16 protein-coding genes are annotated in these 17,302 nt (G+C 66.8%); 10 read left to right on the forward strand and 6 right to left on the reverse strand.

Annotation, left to right across the window (positions count from 1 at the left end):
• Positions 1-79: 79 nt before the first annotated feature.
• Both ubiE and ubiB read left to right on the forward strand, forming a co-directional pair.
• Positions 80-841, forward strand: a complete 762-nt coding sequence (gene ubiE, locus AB4Z10_RS15835) for a bifunctional demethylmenaquinone methyltransferase/2-methoxy-6-polyprenyl-1,4-benzoquinol methylase UbiE (RefSeq protein ID WP_441471323.1) — start codon at positions 80-82, stop codon at positions 839-841.
• 106 nt (positions 842-947) lie between these two features.
• Positions 948-2,504 (forward strand): 2-polyprenylphenol 6-hydroxylase, encoded by a 1,557-nt coding sequence (gene ubiB / locus AB4Z10_RS15840; RefSeq protein WP_441471324.1) that lies wholly within the window; start codon positions 948-950, stop codon positions 2,502-2,504.
• Positions 2,505-2,644: 140 nt separating this feature from the next.
• On the opposite strand, the gene AB4Z10_RS15845 is transcribed toward ubiB, so the two are convergent.
• Entirely contained in the window at positions 2,645-4,099 is a 1,455-nt protein-coding gene (locus AB4Z10_RS15845; RefSeq protein ID WP_441471325.1) for an AMP nucleosidase, read from the reverse strand.
• Between the two features lie 224 nt (positions 4,100-4,323).
• Between AB4Z10_RS15845 and AB4Z10_RS15850 the strand changes: the two genes are divergently transcribed.
• From AB4Z10_RS15850 to AB4Z10_RS15860, 3 genes are read left to right on the forward strand one after another with little or no spacing between them, the layout of a single operon-like run.
• Positions 4,324-4,671: an ArsR/SmtB family transcription factor gene (locus AB4Z10_RS15850; protein WP_441471326.1), complete on the forward strand. Its 348-nt coding sequence runs from the start codon at positions 4,324-4,326 to the stop codon at positions 4,669-4,671.
• 41 nt (positions 4,672-4,712) lie between these two features.
• A complete protein-coding gene (locus AB4Z10_RS15855; protein WP_441471327.1) occupies positions 4,713-5,258 on the forward strand; it encodes an SRPBCC family protein in 546 nt (181 codons plus the stop codon).
• Positions 5,259-5,302: 44 nt separating this feature from the next.
• On the forward strand, positions 5,303-5,737 hold the full coding sequence (locus AB4Z10_RS15860; protein WP_441471328.1) for a VOC family protein: 435 nt from the start codon (positions 5,303-5,305) through the stop codon (positions 5,735-5,737).
• Positions 5,738-5,861: 124 nt separating this feature from the next.
• Here the strand turns inward: AB4Z10_RS15860 and AB4Z10_RS15865 are convergent, their stop codons facing one another.
• From AB4Z10_RS15865 to AB4Z10_RS15885, 5 genes are all read right to left on the reverse strand, one after another.
• Positions 5,862-6,617, reverse strand: a complete 756-nt coding sequence (locus AB4Z10_RS15865) for an SDR family NAD(P)-dependent oxidoreductase (RefSeq protein ID WP_441471329.1) — start codon at positions 6,615-6,617, stop codon at positions 5,862-5,864.
• Entirely contained in the window at positions 6,590-7,630 is a 1,041-nt protein-coding gene (locus tag AB4Z10_RS15870) for a ketopantoate reductase family protein (RefSeq protein WP_441471330.1), read from the reverse strand. Before AB4Z10_RS15870 ends, AB4Z10_RS15865 begins: the two co-directional genes overlap by 28 nt.
• Positions 7,631-7,790: 160 nt before the next feature.
• On the reverse strand, positions 7,791-8,738 hold the full coding sequence (locus tag AB4Z10_RS15875; RefSeq protein WP_441471331.1) for an isoaspartyl peptidase/L-asparaginase family protein: 948 nt from the start codon (positions 8,736-8,738) through the stop codon (positions 7,791-7,793).
• A gap of 145 nt (positions 8,739-8,883) precedes the next feature.
• Positions 8,884-10,476: an ABC transporter substrate-binding protein gene (locus tag AB4Z10_RS15880; protein WP_441471332.1), complete on the reverse strand. Its 1,593-nt coding sequence runs from the start codon at positions 10,474-10,476 to the stop codon at positions 8,884-8,886.
• Between the two features lie 2 nt (positions 10,477-10,478).
• Positions 10,479-11,024, reverse strand: a complete 546-nt coding sequence (locus AB4Z10_RS15885; protein ID WP_441471333.1) for a MarR family winged helix-turn-helix transcriptional regulator — start codon at positions 11,022-11,024, stop codon at positions 10,479-10,481.
• Between the two features lie 127 nt (positions 11,025-11,151).
• Between AB4Z10_RS15885 and AB4Z10_RS15890 the strand changes: the two genes are divergently transcribed.
• From AB4Z10_RS15890 to AB4Z10_RS15910, 5 genes are all read left to right on the forward strand, one after another.
• Complete coding sequence (locus AB4Z10_RS15890) at positions 11,152-11,853, forward strand: creatininase family protein (protein WP_441471334.1); 702 nt, start codon at positions 11,152-11,154, stop codon at positions 11,851-11,853.
• A 124-nt stretch (positions 11,854-11,977) separates the two neighbouring features.
• Positions 11,978-12,952 carry an ABC transporter permease gene (locus tag AB4Z10_RS15895; RefSeq protein ID WP_441471335.1) on the forward strand — a complete coding sequence of 325 codons (975 nt, stop codon included), beginning with the start codon at positions 11,978-11,980 and terminating at the stop codon, positions 12,950-12,952.
• Positions 12,949-13,827, forward strand: coding sequence for an ABC transporter permease (locus AB4Z10_RS15900; RefSeq protein WP_441471336.1), 879 nt, complete (start codon positions 12,949-12,951; stop codon positions 13,825-13,827). Before AB4Z10_RS15895 ends, AB4Z10_RS15900 begins: the two co-directional genes overlap by 4 nt.
• A gap of 163 nt (positions 13,828-13,990) precedes the next feature.
• Entirely contained in the window at positions 13,991-15,694 is a 1,704-nt protein-coding gene (locus tag AB4Z10_RS15905; protein ID WP_441471337.1) for a dipeptide ABC transporter ATP-binding protein, read from the forward strand.
• A 141-nt stretch (positions 15,695-15,835) separates the two neighbouring features.
• Positions 15,836-16,735 carry a polysaccharide deacetylase family protein gene (locus AB4Z10_RS15910; RefSeq protein WP_441471338.1) on the forward strand — a complete coding sequence of 300 codons (900 nt, stop codon included), beginning with the start codon at positions 15,836-15,838 and terminating at the stop codon, positions 16,733-16,735.
• Positions 16,736-17,302 lie beyond the last annotated feature (567 nt).

Genomic DNA, 17,302 nt, shown 5'->3' on the forward strand with positions numbered 1-17,302 from the left:
GCCGCGACAAGCCCGCTGCCTTTGGCTATTCATCGCCTCAGCCGAATACAAGGTCCGCCCGCAAAAGGTCCGCCCGAACGTGACAGCAGCCTCCGACACCACCCATTTCGGCTTCGAGACGGTGAAGCTCACCGAGAAGCAGGCGAAAGTCGACGACGTCTTCCACAAGGTCGCCAATCGCTACGACCTGATGAACGACCTGATGTCGGGCGGGTTGCACCGGGCCTGGAAAAGCGCCCTGCTGACCGCGATCAATCCGGCCAAGGACCGGCCTTTCCACCATCTCGACGTGGCGGGCGGGACGGGCGACGTCGCCTTTTCCGTGCTGGAGGCCGGCGGCCCGCAGACCGACGTCACCGTGCTCGACATCAATGCCGACATGCTGCGTGTCGGGCGCGAGCGGGCCGACAAGCGCTTCCCGGATGACGACCGCATTCGCTTCGTCCAGGGCAATGCCGAGGAGCTCGGTCTGCCGGACAACCATTTCGACTGCTACACCATCGCCTTCGGCATCCGTAACGTGCCGCGCATCGACAAGGCACTGGCCGAGGCCTATCGCGTGCTGAAGCGCGGCGGGCGCTTCCTCTGCCTCGAATTCAGCCATGTCGACGTGCCGCTGCTCGACAAGATCTACGAGACCTATTCCTTCAAGGTCATTCCGCCGATGGGCCGTATGGTCACCGGCGAAGCCGAGCCCTACCAGTATCTCGTCGAATCCATCCGCAAGTTCCCGAAGCCGCAGGCCTTCGCGAACATGATCGAGGACGCCGGCTTCCGTCGGGCGAAGTTCACGCCGATGACGGGCGGGGTCGTGGCGCTGCATTCCGGCTGGAAGCTGTGATGGATTGTTTTGCGTCATGCCCGGGCTTGACCCGGGCATCTCGTGCCGGAAAAGGCACCCTTCCTGAGATGCTCGGGTCAGGCCCGAGCATGACGGCTGGAACCGCATGATCTCTTCCTCCTTCCACCTCCTGCGCGGCGCGCGCGTCGGCTTCGTGCTGGCCCGCGAGGGCGCGCTCGCGCTGGTCGACCCCTCGGTGCTGCCGCCGCTGGCGCGGGGTCTGATCCGCGTCGGTCGGCTGATCGAGCGACGCGGTGCCGGGTCCTCGGCGACGAGGCTCGCGGCGGCTCTGACCCGGCTCGGCCCGTCCTATGTCAAGTTCGGCCAGTTCCTGGCGACGCGGCCTGATGTCGTCGGCATGAAGATCGCGGAGGATCTTTCGGCCCTGCAGGATCGCATGCCGGCCTTCCCGATGGCGGAGGCGCGCGCCATCGTCGAAGCCGCGCATGACGAGAAGCTGGAAGAGATCTTCGTCGAGTTCAGCGAGCCGGTCGCCGCCGCCTCGATCGCACAGGTCCACCGCGCCCGGCTGAAGGACGGGCGCGAGGTCGCGGTCAAGATCCTGCGCCCCGGTATCCGTGATCGCTTCAACCGCGACCTCGCGGCGATGCGCTTCGGCGCCGAACAGGCCGAGGCGCGTTCGGCCGAGGCGCGCCGCCTGCGCTTCACCGGCGTGGTCGAGACGCTGGCGCGCTCGGTCACGATGGAGATGGATTTGCGGCTGGAAGCGGCCGCCCTGTCCGAATTCGCCGAGAATACCAAGGAGGACGCCGATTTCCGCGTGCCGGAGCCGGACTGGCAGCTGACGGCGCGCGAGATGCTGGTCGACGAATGGATCGACGGCGTGCGCCTCTCCGATGTCGACGGCCTGCGCGCTGCCGGCCACGACCTGCCGGAGCTCGCGCGCAACATCATCCAGTCCTTCCTGAAGCATGCGATCCGTGACGGCTTCTTCCATGCCGACATGCATCCCGGAAACCTCTTCGTCGATGTCGAGGGGCGGCTCGTCGCGGTCGATGGCGGCATCATGGGCCGGCTGGGCTTGAAGGAGCGGCGCTTTCTGGCCGAGATCCTGCTCGGCTTCATCACGCGCGACTATCGCCGCGTGGCGGAGGTTCATTTCGAAGCCGGCTACGTTCCCTCCCATCACGACGTCGAGGATTTCGCCCAGGCGATCCGTGCCGTCGGCGAGCCGATCCACGACAAGCGTGCCGACCAGATCTCGATGGCCAAGGTGCTGACGCTGCTTTTCGAGATCACCGGCATGTTCGACATGGCGACCCGCACCGAGCTCGTCATGCTGCAGAAGACCATGGTGGTGGTCGAGGGCGTGGCGCGCTCGCTCGATCCGCATCTCGACATGTGGGGCACGGCCGATCCGGTCGTCCGCAGCTGGATCACGCATAATCTCGGGCCGATCGGCAAGCTGGAGGAGGCCGGGCGCGGTGCCCGCTCGCTGCTCGGTTCGCTGGCCGCGCTCCCGGACACGGTCGTCCGCGCCGAGCGTGTGCTCGGCCAGCTGGAGGACGCCTCGCGCAACGGCTTCGTCCTCGACGAGCGCAGCATCGAGGCGATCGGGCGCGCCGAGGCGCAGCGCAATCGCTGGGGCACCGCCGCACTCTGGGTGATCGCGGCGCTGATCGCCTATGGCGTGTTCGGCTGAGGCCGGCCCGTCATTCTCGGGCGCCGCGCAGCGGCGACCCGGGAATCTTGCCGGACAGGGCGTCTTTGCCGGATGGGGGCCTTCTGGTCCAGAGATGCTCGGGTCAAGCCCGAGCATGACGCCCTTTCCGGGCCGACGCCTTACCGGAACGGAGGCTCGTCGAAGCTGCGCAGCTTGCGCGAATGGATCGCCGAGCCCGCCTCCTTCAGCTTCTCCAGCGCGGCGAGCCCGATCCGCAGATGCTCGCCGACGGCGCGTTCATAGAAGGCGTTGGCGGCGCCCGGCAGCTTGATCTCGCCATGGAGCGGCTTGTCGGAGACGCAGAGCAGCGTGCCATAGGGCACGCGCAGCCGGTAGCCCTGCGCGGCGATGGTGCCGGATTCCATGTCGACCGCGATGGCGCGCGAGAGATTGATGCGCCGCCGTTCCTTGGTCCATTGCAGTTCCCAGTTGCGGTCGTCCTGGGTCACGACCGTGCCGGTGCGCAGCCTTTGCTTCAGCCGGTCGCCCTTCTCGCCGGTGATCTCGGCGGCGGCCTGCTGCAGCGCGACCTGGACCTCGGCCAGCGCCGGGATCGGAATCTCCGGCGGTACCAGCTCGTCGAGGATATGGTCCTGCCTGAGATAGGCATGCGCGAGGACGTAGTCGCCGATGATCTGGGTCTGGCGCAGGCCGCCGCAATGGCCGACCATCAGCCAGCAATTCGGCCTCAGCACTGCCAGATGGTCGGTGATGTTCTTCGCATTGGAAGGGCCGACGCCGATATTGACCAGCGTCACGCCCTCGCCGGTCTTCCGGATCAGGTGATAGGCCGGCATCTGGAAGCGGTGCCAGGGCGCGGACATCACGCGTTCCGCCGCCGAGACGTCGATGCCGTCGCGGCCGATGCGGATGCCGCCCGGCGCGACCAGTGCCTCGGCCGTGCCGGCCTCGATCTCGGCGAGCCCAAGCCGGACGAACTGGTCGACATAGCGGTGATAGTTCGTCAGCAGCACCCAGGGCTGCACGGCCCGCCAATCGGTGCCGGTGTAGTGGACCAGGCGCCGCAGCGAATAGTCGACCCTGACCGCGTCGAACAATGAGAGCGGGCGCGGCTCGCCCTCGATCAGGTCATAGGTGCCATCGGCAATCTCATCGCCGACCAGCGCGAGCAGTGGCGTTGGGAAATGCCGTGCGAGTTCGGCGGGCGTGATCTTGCCGCGTCCGAGCTCGTCGCCGCCTTCCAGCGCATAGGGGTAGGGGATTTCCTGCGTGCTGACCCCGGTCTCGATCGTCGCGCCGTATTCGGCGACGAGCGGCCGGAGCTGGTCGAGCAGATAGGCCCGGAATTCGGCCGGCTGCGTCACCGTGGTCGAATAGATGCCCGGCGCCGCGAATTTGGCATAGCCGCGCCGCGTGGCGGCCGGGAGCTTCGACGGTTCGTAGGTCACGCGCAGCATGGGGTAGCGGTAGCGCTCCCGATCCTCCGGGGTCGGTGCCTTTCCGGTATCGAAGAAGTGCTGCAGGTCGCCGCGCAGCGCCGAGCGGGCTTCGTCATAGAGCTGCTCGAGCCGGTCGATGGCGGCTTCGGGTGTCGCTGCGGTCTCGAAGCTCATGAGCGGGTGCGTCCTCCTCGTCTATCGGTTCTAGAGCATTTTCGAGCGAAGTGGACACCGGTTCGCGTGAAGAAATTGCCTCGAAGCAAAGAGGGCTATCCGCGTGTCCTTGCTCCTGACAACAACCGGCGGTGGTTCACGACAATCTGCTCGGAACGCGGTTGACAAGGTAGGGGGATGACGATACCAAACCTACTAGTTAATTAACTGATCGGTTTCATTCGATGTCGACGGACCCGCTCAGCCTGACTTTCGCCGCCCTCGCCGATCCGACGCGCCGCGCCATTCTGGCCCGGCTGTCGCAAGGCGAGACCTCCGTGAAGGAGTTGGCTGAGCCCTTCGCGATGAGCCTCCCCGCGGTCTCGAAGCACCTGAAGGTGCTGGAGCGCGCGGGGCTGATCACGCGGGGGCGGGAAGCCCAGTGGCGACCCTGCCGGCTCGACCCCGGCCCCTTGCAGGACGTCTCGGAATGGCTGGAGCATTACAGCCGCTTCTGGGACCAGAGCCTGGGCCGGCTGGACGAGATGCTGCGCCAGATCAAGGTGAAACCCCCCGATGAATCGGGCGTTTGAGACGCCAATATTCCCTTCAGCTTTTCCGCAGGTGATGACCCATGCTCAAGACTGTTCTCCTCAGCCTGCTCGGCGTTGTCGTGCTCGGGATCGCCATCGTGCTGATCCTCGCGGCCCGCAAGCCGGACACCTTCCAGGTCACGCGCACCGCCACGATCAAGGCGCCGCCGGAGCGTGTCTATGCCCTGATCGCCGATTTCAAGGCCTGGAGCGCCTGGTCGCCCTGGGAGAAGAAGGATCCGGCGATGAAGCGGACCTATGGCGGCACTGACACCGGCGTGGGTTCGACCTATGCCTGGGCCGGCGACAAGAATGTCGGCGAAGGCAGCATGCGCATCATGGAAGCCAACGCGCCGAGCCGGGTCGCGCTCAAGCTCGATTTCGTCAAGCCGTTCGAGGCCCATAATGACGTCGCCTTCGCGCTGACGCCGCAGGGCCCTGCGACGGTCGTGACCTGGACCATGACCGGCCCGACGCCATTCATCGGCAAGATCATGCATGTCTTCATGGATATGGACCGCATGGTCGGCGGCGATTTCGAATCCGGCCTGACGGCGATGAAGGCAGCGGCCGAGCGCCCCGCCTGAGCCGCCCTCCGCACCCGCCATCACCCCAGCGAGGAGGAAACACAATGAAACTGTCGACTTACCTGATGTTCGGAGGCAACTGTCGCGAGGCCTTCACCCATTACGAGAAGGTGCTGGGCGGCAAGATGCTGGCCATGATGGACCACAAGGGCACGCCGGCCGAGGAGCATGTCGCCCCCGAATGGCGCGACAAGATCCTGCATGCCTGCCTCGAGGTCGACGGGCAGATGCTGATGGCCTCCGACGCGCCGCCGGATCGCTCGGACGGGCCGATGCGTTCGGTCTCTGTCAGCGTCGGCGTGAAGACTCCCGAGGAGGCCGAGCGCATCTTCGCGGGTCTCTCCGAAGGCGGCGCCAAGATCACCATGCCGATGGCCGAGACCTTCTGGTCGCCGCGCTTCGGCATGCTTGTCGATCGCTTCGGCACCAACTGGATGGTCGGCGCCGACCAGCCGGCCGACAAGATGAACTGCGGCTGACGCCACAAACGCTCGTCATGCTCGGGCTCGACCCGAGCATCTCACGCAGAACAAGGCGCTGGAGCCTCCTTCGGGACGAGATGCTCGGGTCAAGCCCGAGCATGACGGCGCGCTCCAGCCGCCTCTATGACCGTCCGCCATCCACCGAGAGCACCTGCCCGCTGATCCAGCCTGCCTGTTCGCTCAGGAAGAACAGCGTGGCGTTGGCGATATCCTCGGGCGTGCCGAGGCGGCGGGTGTGGATGCTCTCGACGAGGCGCTTCTGCCCTTCCGGCCCATAGCTCTGCCACTGTCGCTCGGTTGCGGGGTTTGAGCGCACGAAGCCCGGCGCCACCGAGTTCACCGTGATGCCATGCGGGCCGAATTCCCAGGCGAGCTGCTTCGTCAGCCCGACGAGTGCGTGCTTGGCGCTGGCATAGGCCTGGATGCCGGTGAGGCTAGGCCGTAATCCTGCGCCAGACGAGATCGTGACGATCCGGCCGTAGGCGCCTTGCTTCATCGCGGGCGCTGCCGCCTGCGCGAGGAAGAAGGCGGCATCGACATTGGCCGCGAAGATCACCCGCCAGTCTTCTTCTGAAATTGCCTCGATCGGTCTGCCGACCTGTCCGCGCACGCCGCCGGCGGCATGGACGAGGAGTTCGAGCCGACCTTCCATCGCGACGATGTCGCGCACCAGCGTCTGCGCTGCCTCGGGCGTACCGAGATCGACGCCATGCCCCGTCGCGCCGATTTCCCGCGCCGCCGCCTGCACGCCGCCGGTATCGATGTCGGCAAGGTGGACGCGTGCGCCTGCCTCGGCCAGGGCGGCGGCGATTGCGCGCCCGATGCCCTGGGCTGCGCCGGTGACGAGGGCTACGCGGCCGTCGAAGCGGATCTGCATCGGTCGATCAATACTTTCAGCGTCTCGAAGGCCATCGGGCGGCGGCCGTCCTCGATGTCGTGGATGAGCGAAACCAGCGTCTCGATCGCGGTCGTCGCGATGCCGACCTCGCGGCCGAGTGTCGCGATGACGCCGATCTGCGGGTCGACCTCGGTCTTGCGCTTGCGCACCGCGAGATCGCGCCAGATGCCCGAATGGGTCTTGGCCGTCTGCGCGGTGTAGCGGGCGAGCCAGCGAATGGTCTCGATCTGCGGACCTTCCGGCCGGCCGGGCGCGAAGACCATCGGGTCAAAATCGCCGAAACCGAGGGAGGTCACGCCGCGCTTGGCCGCGACCGCGCCGACTTCCCGGCCGAGCGCCAGCCAGACCGGAAGCCGTTCCGGGTCCGCAAAATTCGCCGACATCGAATCGTCGGTCAGCGCCGTCCCGAACAGCATCGCGCCATAGGCGAGCTTGCCCCAGAGATAGCCGAAGATGTTGTCGGTCAGGATCGCGTCGGGCTCGAACAGCTTCATCAGCCGATGCATCTCGGACGCGCGTTCGCTGATCGACCCGTCGAGCTCGCCGACGACCGTCGCGCCGCGGTTGCCGTAGAGAATCTCGCCCGGCCCGAGCCAATCGGCGCCGAAATTGACGAAGCAGCCCATGGTGCGCCGTTCGCCGACTGCCTTGGCGATGGCGAGCTCGTTGAGCCCGTTCTGCGCGGAGAGCACGAAGCCGTCCTCGGCCAGATGCGGCTTGAGCGCGTCGAGCGCAGCCTCCGTCGCGCCGGCCTTCACGGCAAGGACGATGCGGCTGTAGCGGCCGGTCAATTCGGCTGGCGTCGCGGCCGGCACGACTTGCGTGAATTCCTCGACCGGCCCGGAAATGGCGAGCCCCTTGGTCCGGCAGGCTTCGACATGCTCGGGGACGATGTCGACGAGCAGAACCGGCACGCCGGCCCGCGCCCAATAGGCGCCGAGCGTGCCGCCGATGGCGCCGGCGCCCCAGATCAGGATGGGTTCAGCGGTCACGATAGAAGCCTTTGCATCACGCAGCCCTCATCCTGAGGAGCAAGCCCAAAGGCTTGCGTCTCGAAGGATGTTCCAGATGTCTCCCGCGCCTCCTGAAACATCCTTCGAGACGCCGCTGCGCGGCTCCTCAGGATGAGGGCTGTGGAAGACGAAACTGGCATCACGCCTGCCCCACCAACTCGACATGGTCGTGCGTGGCGACATGGACGAGTCCATCCGCCGTCACCCAGCCCCGATACATGCCTTCGGTGTTGTAGGGCGCGACGATCGCGCCATCGGCCCCGACCGCCACCAGCCCGGCTCCGATCTTGTGCTCGGAGAGTTCCGCAAGAACCGCGTCCGTCGCGGCCTGCAGCGAGAGGCCCTTATAGGCGATCAGCGATGCGATCTCGTGGCCGACGCAGTAGCGGATGAAATACTCGCCCTTGCCGGTGCCGGAGACGGCGCAGCGCCCGTCGCGGGCATAGGTGCCGGCGCCGATGATCGGGGAATCGCCGACGCGCCCGACCGGCTTGTTGGTGTAGCCGCCGGTCGAGGTCGCGGCGGCGAGATGGCCCTGCGCGTCACAGGCGACGGCGCCGACCGTGCCGTGCTTCTCGGCCTCGCTCGCCTCGGCGGCGGTGCCGACGATCTCGCGCAGCTTCATCGAGGCGAGGTTCTTGCGCCGGCGCTCGGTCGAGAAATACTCGTTCGCGACGGTATCGACGCCCTCATGCTCGGCGAAATCATCGGCCGCGGGGCCGGCGAGCAGCAGCGGGTCGCCGCGCAGCATCAAGGCCTTGGCGGCCGTGATCGGGTTGCGGATGCGCTTGGCGCCGCAGACAGCGCCGGCCGCAAGCGTCGATCCGTCCATGATCGAGGCGTCGAGCTCATGCTCGCCATCGGTGTTGAAGGCGGCGCCATGGCCGGCGTTGAAATGCGGGGAGTCCTCCATCACCCGCACCGCGGCCTCGACCGCATCGACGGCGGGGCCGCCCTTGCTCAGGATCCTCCAGCCGGCCCTGAGCGCAGCGGCGAGGTCGGCGCGGGCCTGCGCCCATTCGGCTTCGGTCATCTCGGCCTTGGGCAACGTGCCGCAGCCGCCATGAATGGCAAGCGCGAGGGTCATGTTCGTATTCCGATCAGTCGTCGTTTCGAGGAGTCGCCCGTCATGCTCGCCCTTGTGGCGAGCATCCACGTCTTGAACACGACCCTCGCCCAGCGAAGACGTGGATGGTCGGGACAAGCCCGACCATGACGCGAAGGTGGTCGCGTTACTTCTTGGCGGGCTTGATGTCCATCGCCAGCGTGTCCTCGTCGACGCGCGGGCTGATCGTCACCTTGTCCTTCTGCATCGCCCAGGCCGAGCCGACGGCGGTGATCGGCAGGCGCGGCCGGTCCTTGGCGACGATGGCCGAGACATCGGCCAGCATCTGGTTGCGCTTGGCCTCGTCCATCTCGACAGCAGCGTCCTCGATCAGCTTGTCGACCTGAGGATTCGCGTAGTTCTGGACATTGAAGGCGCCGAGCTTCTTGGCCGGGTCGTTCGAATGCACCAGTGAGGACAGCGTGTAGTTGGCCTCGCCCGTCAGCGTGCCCCAGCCTGACATCGACATCGAGAAGTCGCCGCGCAGGCGGGCTGGGAAGAACACGGCGCCCGGCTGGGCGTTGGCGTTCACCTCGACGCCGATGCGCGCCAGCATCTGGGCGATCGAGGTGCCGACCTGCCGGTCGCCGGGCAGGCGGTCATTGGTGAAGGAGAAGGTGATCTTGAAGCCGCTGGGATAGCCGGCCTCCTCCATCAGCTTCTTGGCCTTGGCGATGTCGGGCTTGAGCGCCGGCAGGCTCTTGTTGAAGCCGGCGATGGTCGGCGTCACCAATTGGTTGGCCGGCGAACCGAGGCCTTCCATCGCGATCTCGGCCAGCGCCGGCCGGTCGATGGCAAGGTCGATCGCCTCGCGCACCCTGACGTCCTGCAGCGGGTTCTTCGGCAGCGGCGAGCCGTCCTTGGCGCTGATCTGCGGGGACTTGTCCCGCATGTCGAGCTCCATGTTGAAGAGGTAGACGCTTTCGACCGTCGCGACGTTGAGCTTGGCATCGCGCTTCAGCGTCGGCACGTCGGAGGCCGGGGCACGCACGATAATGTCGACCTGCCCGGCCTTGAGCTGCGCGACGCGAGCGGCGTCGTTCGGCAATTCCTTGCGCACGACCTTGGCCCAGGGCTCCTTGGGGCCCCAGTAGCCGTCGAAGCGATCCAGCACCATCTGGTCCTTCGGCGTCCAGGAGACGAACTTGTAGGGGCCGGTGCCAACAGCCGCCTTGCCGGAGTTGAAGGCCTCGTTGGCATTGTCCTTGGTCAGGCCCGCGGCGGCCTTGTGCGAGACGATGAACAGCCGGATGAAGTCGTTCGGCAGGTTCGGAGCCGGCCCGTCCGTGACGATGTGAACCGTCAGCGGGTCGACGATCTTCACCTCCTTGACCCGCCGGACGTAGATCGTCGTCGGGTTCGGTCCGGCCACGACCGGGATGCGCTCGATCGAGAACTTCACATCCTCGGCGGTGAAGTCGGAACCGTCATGGAACTTGACGCCGGGGCGCAGCTTGAACTCCCAGACGGTCGGCTCGAGCGTCTTCCAGCTCAGGGCGAGCCGCGGCTCGATCTGCAGCTTGTCGCCGGACCAGGTCAGCGTGTCGAAGACATGCTTCAGCGCCTCGGCATGCGTGCCGGTGGCGGTGAAGTGCGGATCGATCGACTCAGGGCCGGCACGCACGCCGATCGTCAGGGTCTGGGCCAGTGCGCCGGTCGAGACGGTGGTGGCGAGTAGCGCGGCGAAGGCCGCGAGGCGGAAGGTCCGGGCCGGTTTCATGATTAGTTCCCCTCGTGTTCGAGTTCGTTGGGCCAGGTGGGCGAGGCAATGACGAGCTTGTCGAGCAGCGCGCAGAGCTGCTGCTGCTCGTCTTCGCTGAGGCGAGAGAGCATCATGCTCTGGTGCTGCACCATCTGCGGCATGGTCTCGTTGAAGATCTTGCGGCCGGCCGCCGTCAGGTGCAGCACGTAGCTCCGCAGATCGTCGGGGTCGGTCTCGCGCTTGAGCAGGCGCCTCTGCAGCAGCTTCTGCACTGCGCGCGACAGCGTGTTCTTCGGCAGCCCCGACGAGGCGACGATGTTCTTGGCAGCGACGCCCTCGCGCAGCCCCACGGCATACAGCGCAACGAATTCCGGGCGCACCAGGCCGTATCGGGTCTCGATCCAGCGATAGACCGGATCGTTGAAGCGGAAGGCAAGGAAGTTCAGCCGGAAGGACAGCCAGCAGGGATTGTCCCAGAGTTTGGTGACGGTCAGCGGATCGAGCGCGCCAAACGCGGCCTCGCGTTCCGGGTCAACGCGCGAAAGAGAGGTAGGCGAGCGCCGCATGGCAGTGTCTCCCTGCCGTTTAGTTCCAAATGGAACTTGACGCTCCGGAATGCCAGAGTCAAGGATGGTTTGGGCAGGGACTGACCGAACTGTCTACCGCCTGTGAAAGCAAAGCAAGGATTGCGCCGTGCTGGTCGCCGAGATGAACTGGATGCAGATCGAAGCCCAGGCGAAGCGGGACGACCGCTGCGTCCTGCCGCTCGGCAGCGTCGAGCAGCACGCCTATCTCAGCCTGGCGACCGACGTGATCCTGTCCGAACGGGTGGCGAAGGAGGCGGCCGAGCCGCTCGGCATCCCCGTTTTCCCCGTGCTGGCCTATGGCATGACCCCGGGCTTCCTCGATTTTCCGGGCAGCATCTCGCTGAAGCTCAGCACCTATGCGGCGCTGCTGGGAGACATCTTCGACGGCTTCTATCGCTCTGGCTTCCGGCGGATCGTGCTGGTCAACGGCCATGGCGGCAATTCGCCCGCGCTGAACTTCGCCACCGAATGGCTCGATCGCCACCCGGATGCGAGCATCAGGTTGCACAATTGGTGGGCGGCGCCGCAATTCCAGGCGGCGGTGAAGGCTATCGACCCGGCGGCGTCGCACGCCTCCTGGATGGAGAACTTCCCCTGGACGCGGCTCGCGGGCGTCTCGATGCCCGACACGCTGAAGCCGCCCTTCATTGCCGCCCAATACCAGGCCGCGAGTCCCGCGAGGCGACGCGAGATCATCGGCGACGGCAACTTCCACGGCCTTTATCAGCGGCCGGACGAGGACATGCTGAAGGTCTGGCGGGTGGGCGTCGAGGAGACGCGTGCGGCGATGGTGGAGAACTGGCCGTGAGGCCGACTTCCCTCAGCCCTCATCCTGAGGAGCCGCGGAGCGGCGTCACTGTCGCGAGCCGGACAAAGCCTGCGGCGCTCCGCAGGATGAGGGCTGGACAGAGCGGCAGGGACCGCCGAGACGCATGCTAGGCCACGTCGCCGTCCGGCTGGCGCAGGCGCTCGTCGTCATGCTCGTGATGTCGGTGCTGGTCTTCGTCGGCGTCTATGCGATCGGCAATCCGATCGACGTGCTGATCGGTCCCGATGTCAGCCAGGAGCTCAGGCTCCAGACCATCGCCCATTACGGGCTTGACCGGCCGCTCTGGGAGCAATACCTCACCTTTCTCGGGCGCGTGCTGCACGGCGATTTCGGCCGTTCCTTCGTCTTCGGCATGCCGGTGATGCAGCTCATCCTGTCGCGCCTGCCGGCGACGCTGGAACTGACGCTGGCCGCGGTCTGCGGCGCGGCGCTGATCGGCATCCCCGCGGGAATCTACGCCGGCTACAAGCCCGATGGCTTCGCCTCGAAGCTGATCATGACGGTCTCGATCCTCGGTTTCTCCGTGCCGACCTTCTGGATCGGCCTCGTGCTGATCATGGCCTTCGCCGTCGAACTCCAATGGCTGCCGGCGGGCGGGCGCGGCGAGACGGTCTCGATCTTCGGCGTCGAGTGGAGCTTCCTGACGCTGAACGGGCTCAGCCACTTGCTGCTCCCGGCGCTCAACCTCGCCTTCTTCAAGCTCGCGCTGATGACGCGCCTTGCCCGCGCCGGCACGCGCGAGGCCATGCTGTCGGACACGGTGAAGTTCGCCCGCGCCGCCGGCCTCTCCGAATGGACCGTGCTGCGCCGGCATGTGCTGAGGCTGATCGCGATTCCGCTGGTGACCGTCTTCGGCCTGGAATTCGGCTCGACGCTCGCCTTCGCCGTCGTCACCGAGACGATCTTCTCCTGGCCCGGCATCGGCAAGCTGATCATCGACTCCATCCAGTCGCTCGATCGGCCGGTGATGGTCGCCTATCTCATGCTCGTCGCCTTCGTCTTCATCACCATCAACTTCCTCGTCGACCTCGCTTATGTCGGGCTCGATCCCAGGCTGAGGAAAGGAGGCGCCAGATGAAGGACGCCTCTCCCGCCGCCCGCTTCTGGGCCGAATTCCGCGAGAGCAAGACAGCGGTCGCGGCGCTCGTCGTGGTCGTGCTGATGATCGGCATCGCGCTGCTGGCGCCGCTCGTCGCCCCTCAGGACCCCTACGACCTCGCCAATCTGTCGCTGTCGGATGCGCGCCGTCCGCCGGGCTATGTCGGTGAAGGTGGCTATACCCATTGGCTCGGCACCGACGCGCAGGGCCGCGATCTGCTGTCGGCCATCCTCTACGGTTTGCGCATCTCGCTGCAGATGGGGCTCGTCGCCGGTGCGCTGGCCTTCGTCCTCGGCGTTTCGCTCGGCATAGGCGCCGCCTATGTCGGCGGCCGCTGGGAAGCCTTCATCATGCGCGTCATCGATCTCCAGCTCGCCTTCCCGGCGATCCTGCTGGCGCTCGTGCTCTCGGCGTTGCTGGGCCAGGGCAAGATGCAGCTCATCGCCGCGCTCGCTGCCGCGCAATACGCCTATTTCGCACGCACCGCCCATGGCGCTGCCTCGGCCGAGCGCGGCAAGGACTATGTCGAGGCGGTGCTGTCGACGCCGCTGCCCGGCTGGCGTGTGGTCTTGCGCCACATCTTCCCGAACTGCCTGCCGCCGCTGATCGTGGTCGCGACGGTGCAGGTGGCGAATGCCATTGCGCTGGAAGCGACGCTCTCCTTCCTCGGCGTCGGCCTGCCGGTCACCGAGCCCTCGCTCGGCATGCTCATAGCGAACGGCTTCCAGTACATGCTCTCGGGCCGCTACTGGATCTCGATCTATCCGGGCATCGCGTTGATCGTGCTGATCGTCGCGATCAACCTCGTCGGCGACCGCATCCGCGATCAGGTCAATCCGAGGCTGAAGCGATGAGCGGCCCTCCTGGATATGCGAGCCCTCATCCTGAGGAGCCGCGCAGCGGCGTCTCGAAGGATGCTTCAGGGGGCGCTTTCGCCGCGAGCTGGACCATCCTTGGAGACGCGCCTGCGGCGTGCTTCAGGATGAGGGCTGAGGGATACCGGTGGAGGGGGCAGTCATGACCGAAGTCCCGCTCCTTCAGGTCGCGAATCTCGCAACGCATTTTCACGCCCGCAGCGGCGTGGTGAAGGCGGTCGACGGCGTCTCCTTCGCGCTGAAGCGCGGCGAGGTGATGGGGCTCGTCGGCGAGTCCGGGTCGGGCAAGAGCATCACCGGCTTCTCGATCATCGGGTTGATCGACCCGCCCGGCCGCGTCGAAAGCGGTTCCTCGGTGAAGCTGGAGGGCCGCGAACTCGTCGGTTTGGCTCCCTCCGACTTGCGCAAGATCCGCGGCAAGCAGATCTCGATGGTCTTCCAGGACCCGATGATGACGCTGAACCCGATGCTGACCATCGGGACGCAAATCCGATTGGCTCTGGAAGCGCATGAGACGGTCTCGGGCGCCGAGGCGCGCCGCCGCGCCGTCGCGGCATTGGCGCAGGTCCGCATTCCCGATCCCGAGGGCAAGGTCGATTTCTACCCGCACCAGTTCTCCGGCGGCATGCGCCAACGCGTCGCCATCGCGATCGCCCTGCTGCACCGGCCGAAGCTGATCATCTGCGACGAGCCGACGACCGCGCTCGACGTCTCCGTGCAGGCCGAGATCCTCGCGGAGATGAAGGAGCTGGTCGCCGAACTCGGCACGGCGCTGATCTGGATCAGCCACGACCTCGCCGTCGTCGCCGAGCTTGCCGACCATGTCTGCGTCATGCGCCACGGCAAGATCGTCGAGGCCGGGCCGACGCTCGATGTTCTGACCCATCCGCAGCACCCTTATACGCGGGGGCTGCTCGACGCGCTGCCGTCCCGCTCCGAGCCTGGCCAATTGCTGGCCGGAGGCGCCGGCTCCGATGTCGCGCCGCCGCCGCGCGCCGCGAAGGTGGCTGCGCCTGCCGTCGCCGATGCCCTGCATTACGTCCGCATCGAGCATGTCGCCAAGCGCTTCGCCGGGACGCCCGGGCTTTTCCGCAAGCTCGCCCAGAAGGCCGGCCTGTCGAAGGCTGCGGCAGTGGTGCAAGCGGTCGACGACGTCACGCTGGTGCTGAAGCGCGGCGAGGCGCTCGGCCTTGTCGGCGAATCCGGCTCCGGCAAGTCGACGCTCGGGCGCGTCGCGGCCGGCATCTATGCGCCCGATAGCGGTTCCGTCCGCATCGACGGCGCGCCGGTGATGAGTGCGGGAGACAACCCGCACAAGGTCACAACGCGCGTCCAGACCATCTTCCAGGACCCTTTCGCCTCGCTCAACCCGCGCATGACCGTGGGCGACAGCATCGCCGAGGGGCCATTGGCGCATGGGCTCGTCAAGAGCGGCGAAGCGAAGGACTACGTCCGGCAATGGCTGGCGGCCGTCGGGCTCGATCCGAACGTCGCCGGCCGCTACCCGCATCAGTTCTCGGGCGGCCAGCGCCAGCGTGTCGCCATCGCGCGGGCGCTCGCGATGCAGCCGGACGTCGTCGTCTGCGACGAGCCGGTCGCCTCGCTCGACGTTTCCATTCAGGCTCAGATCATCAATCTGCTGATCCGCCTGCGGCAGGAACTGGACCTGACGCTGATCTTCATCTCGCACGACCTTTCGGTCGTCCGCCATCTCTGCGACCGCGTCGCGATCATGTATCGCGGCAAGATCGTCGAGAGCGGCCCGGCCGGCGCGGTCTACGACCATCCGCAGCACGACTATACCAAGCGCCTGCTCGCCGCCGTGCCGGTGCTGCCGGTGGCTTGAGGATGATTACCCCGTCATTGCGAGGAGCGAAGCGACGAGGCAATCCAGGGCCGGCAGGGCTGAACCGTTCAACCCAGTCCTCCTGGAATGCTTCGCCGTGCTCGCAATGACCGGGCGCGTTTCGACAGAGAGGAAAAGGCAATGACCGAATCCGAACTCCTGCCCTGGCAATGGCCGGAAGAGGTCTGGCGCGGCAAGGTCGAGCGCGTCCGCGCCGGCCGCAATCTCAAGCCTGCCAGGTGGAAGAGCGGCGCCCGTTGCGCGATCGCGTTCTCCTTCGACGTCGATCATGAGACCAACGAGCTACGCGACGGCGGCAAGTCGGTCGGCCGCCTGTCCTGGGGGCAATACGGCAACCGCGTCGGCGTGCCGCGCATCCTGGAGCTTTTGAAGAAGCAGGACATCCCGGCGAGCTTTTTCGTGCCGGCCGTTACGGCGCTGCTCTATCCCGACGAACAGCGCCGCATCGTCGGCGAGGGTCACGAGATCGGCCTTCACGGCTGGATCCACGAGGTCAACACGGCCGTTCCCCCGGCCGACGAGCGTGAACTGCATCTGCGCTCGGCGGATACGCTGGAGAAGATCACCGGCGTCCGGCCGGTCGGCATGCGCACCCCGTCCTGGGATTTCTCGGAGGTGACGCTCTCGGTCGAACGCGAACTCGGCCTTCTCTACGATTCCTCGCTGTTCGCCGATGACGACCCCTATGAGATCGTCGAGAAGGGCGAGGCGACCGGCATGGTCGAGCTGCCGGTCGAATGGATTCGCGACGACGCGGTCTATTTCAACATGAACCGTTTCCAGGCGCTCCGGCCCTATACGCCGCCGGAGGCGGTCTTCGACATCTTCCGCCGCGAATTCGAGGGCGCCTATGCCGATGGCGGGCTCTTCCTGCTGACGATGCATCCGCATGTCATCACCTATCGCTCGCGCCTCTGGATACTCGAGGAGCTGATCCGGCTCGCCAAGGCGAAGGGCGATTGCTGGTTTGCGACCCATGCCGAGATCGCGGCCTATGTGAAGGCCGAAGCCGGGCTCTGACCCGTCCGATCGGAACCGCTGCCCGATTCTCGCCGTTTTCGCTTCATCGCGGGTTCAGGCCCTGGCCGGCCTGATACCCACGCGTTGAAACGAACAACGGGAATTGCAATGCGCACGAAACGCTGGTTGCTGGTCGGGACCGTCCTGCCCGCCCTCGTCATTTCGCAGGCCGGGCAAGCCTTTGCCGAAGCCGGATACCGGCTGGCCCAGGCCCCCGCAGCCGGCGACGAGGAACCGGGACGGGGACCACGTCAGCGGCCGCAGGAGCAGCATCGTCCGCCCGGCGGGCAGCCGGGCCAGCGCGGCCCGGAGCGGCCCGCGGCTCCGGGCGCTCCCCAGGCCCCGCGCCCGCCGCAAATGCAGCCCGCCCCGGCTGTTCCCCGGCCGCAGCCGCCCGCCATGCCGGCCCCGCAACCGCGCGCCGAACCGCCTGCTGCGCGTCCGCAGCCGGAGCGTCCGCCGGTGCCGCGCGAGGCGCCTCCCGCTATGCGCCCCGCCCCGAACATGGCGCCGGCACCAGCACAGCCGCCCGCGGCCCGGCCGACACCGCCGCGTCCGCCGGCGGAG

The sequence above is a fragment of the Allobosea sp. RAF48 genome, from assembly GCF_052114025.1.
Lineage (GTDB): Bacteria > Pseudomonadota > Alphaproteobacteria > Rhizobiales > Beijerinckiaceae > Allobosea.

Excerpts from the sequence above, each read along its gene's own strand:
- ubiB (WP_441471324.1), top strand. The coding sequence starts at position 948 with ATGATCTCTTCCTCCTTCCACCTCCTGCGCGGCGCGCGCGTCGGCTTC.
- AB4Z10_RS15845 (WP_441471325.1), bottom strand. The coding sequence starts at position 4,099 with ATGAGCTTCGAGACCGCAGCGACACCCGAAGCCGCCATCGACCGGCTC.
- AB4Z10_RS15850 (WP_441471326.1), top strand. The coding sequence starts at position 4,324 with ATGTCGACGGACCCGCTCAGCCTGACTTTCGCCGCCCTCGCCGATCCG.
- AB4Z10_RS15855 (WP_441471327.1), top strand. The coding sequence starts at position 4,713 with ATGCTCAAGACTGTTCTCCTCAGCCTGCTCGGCGTTGTCGTGCTCGGG.
- AB4Z10_RS15860 (WP_441471328.1), top strand. The coding sequence starts at position 5,303 with ATGAAACTGTCGACTTACCTGATGTTCGGAGGCAACTGTCGCGAGGCC.
- AB4Z10_RS15865 (WP_441471329.1), bottom strand. The coding sequence starts at position 6,617 with ATGCAGATCCGCTTCGACGGCCGCGTAGCCCTCGTCACCGGCGCAGCC.
- AB4Z10_RS15875 (WP_441471331.1), bottom strand. The coding sequence starts at position 8,738 with ATGACCCTCGCGCTTGCCATTCATGGCGGCTGCGGCACGTTGCCCAAG.
- AB4Z10_RS15880 (WP_441471332.1), bottom strand. The coding sequence starts at position 10,476 with ATGAAACCGGCCCGGACCTTCCGCCTCGCGGCCTTCGCCGCGCTACTC.
- AB4Z10_RS15885 (WP_441471333.1), bottom strand. The coding sequence starts at position 11,024 with ATGCGGCGCTCGCCTACCTCTCTTTCGCGCGTTGACCCGGAACGCGAG.
- AB4Z10_RS15895 (WP_441471335.1), top strand. The coding sequence starts at position 11,978 with ATGCTAGGCCACGTCGCCGTCCGGCTGGCGCAGGCGCTCGTCGTCATG.
- AB4Z10_RS15900 (WP_441471336.1), top strand. The coding sequence starts at position 12,949 with ATGAAGGACGCCTCTCCCGCCGCCCGCTTCTGGGCCGAATTCCGCGAG.
- AB4Z10_RS15905 (WP_441471337.1), top strand. The coding sequence starts at position 13,991 with ATGACCGAAGTCCCGCTCCTTCAGGTCGCGAATCTCGCAACGCATTTT.
- AB4Z10_RS15910 (WP_441471338.1), top strand. The coding sequence starts at position 15,836 with ATGACCGAATCCGAACTCCTGCCCTGGCAATGGCCGGAAGAGGTCTGG.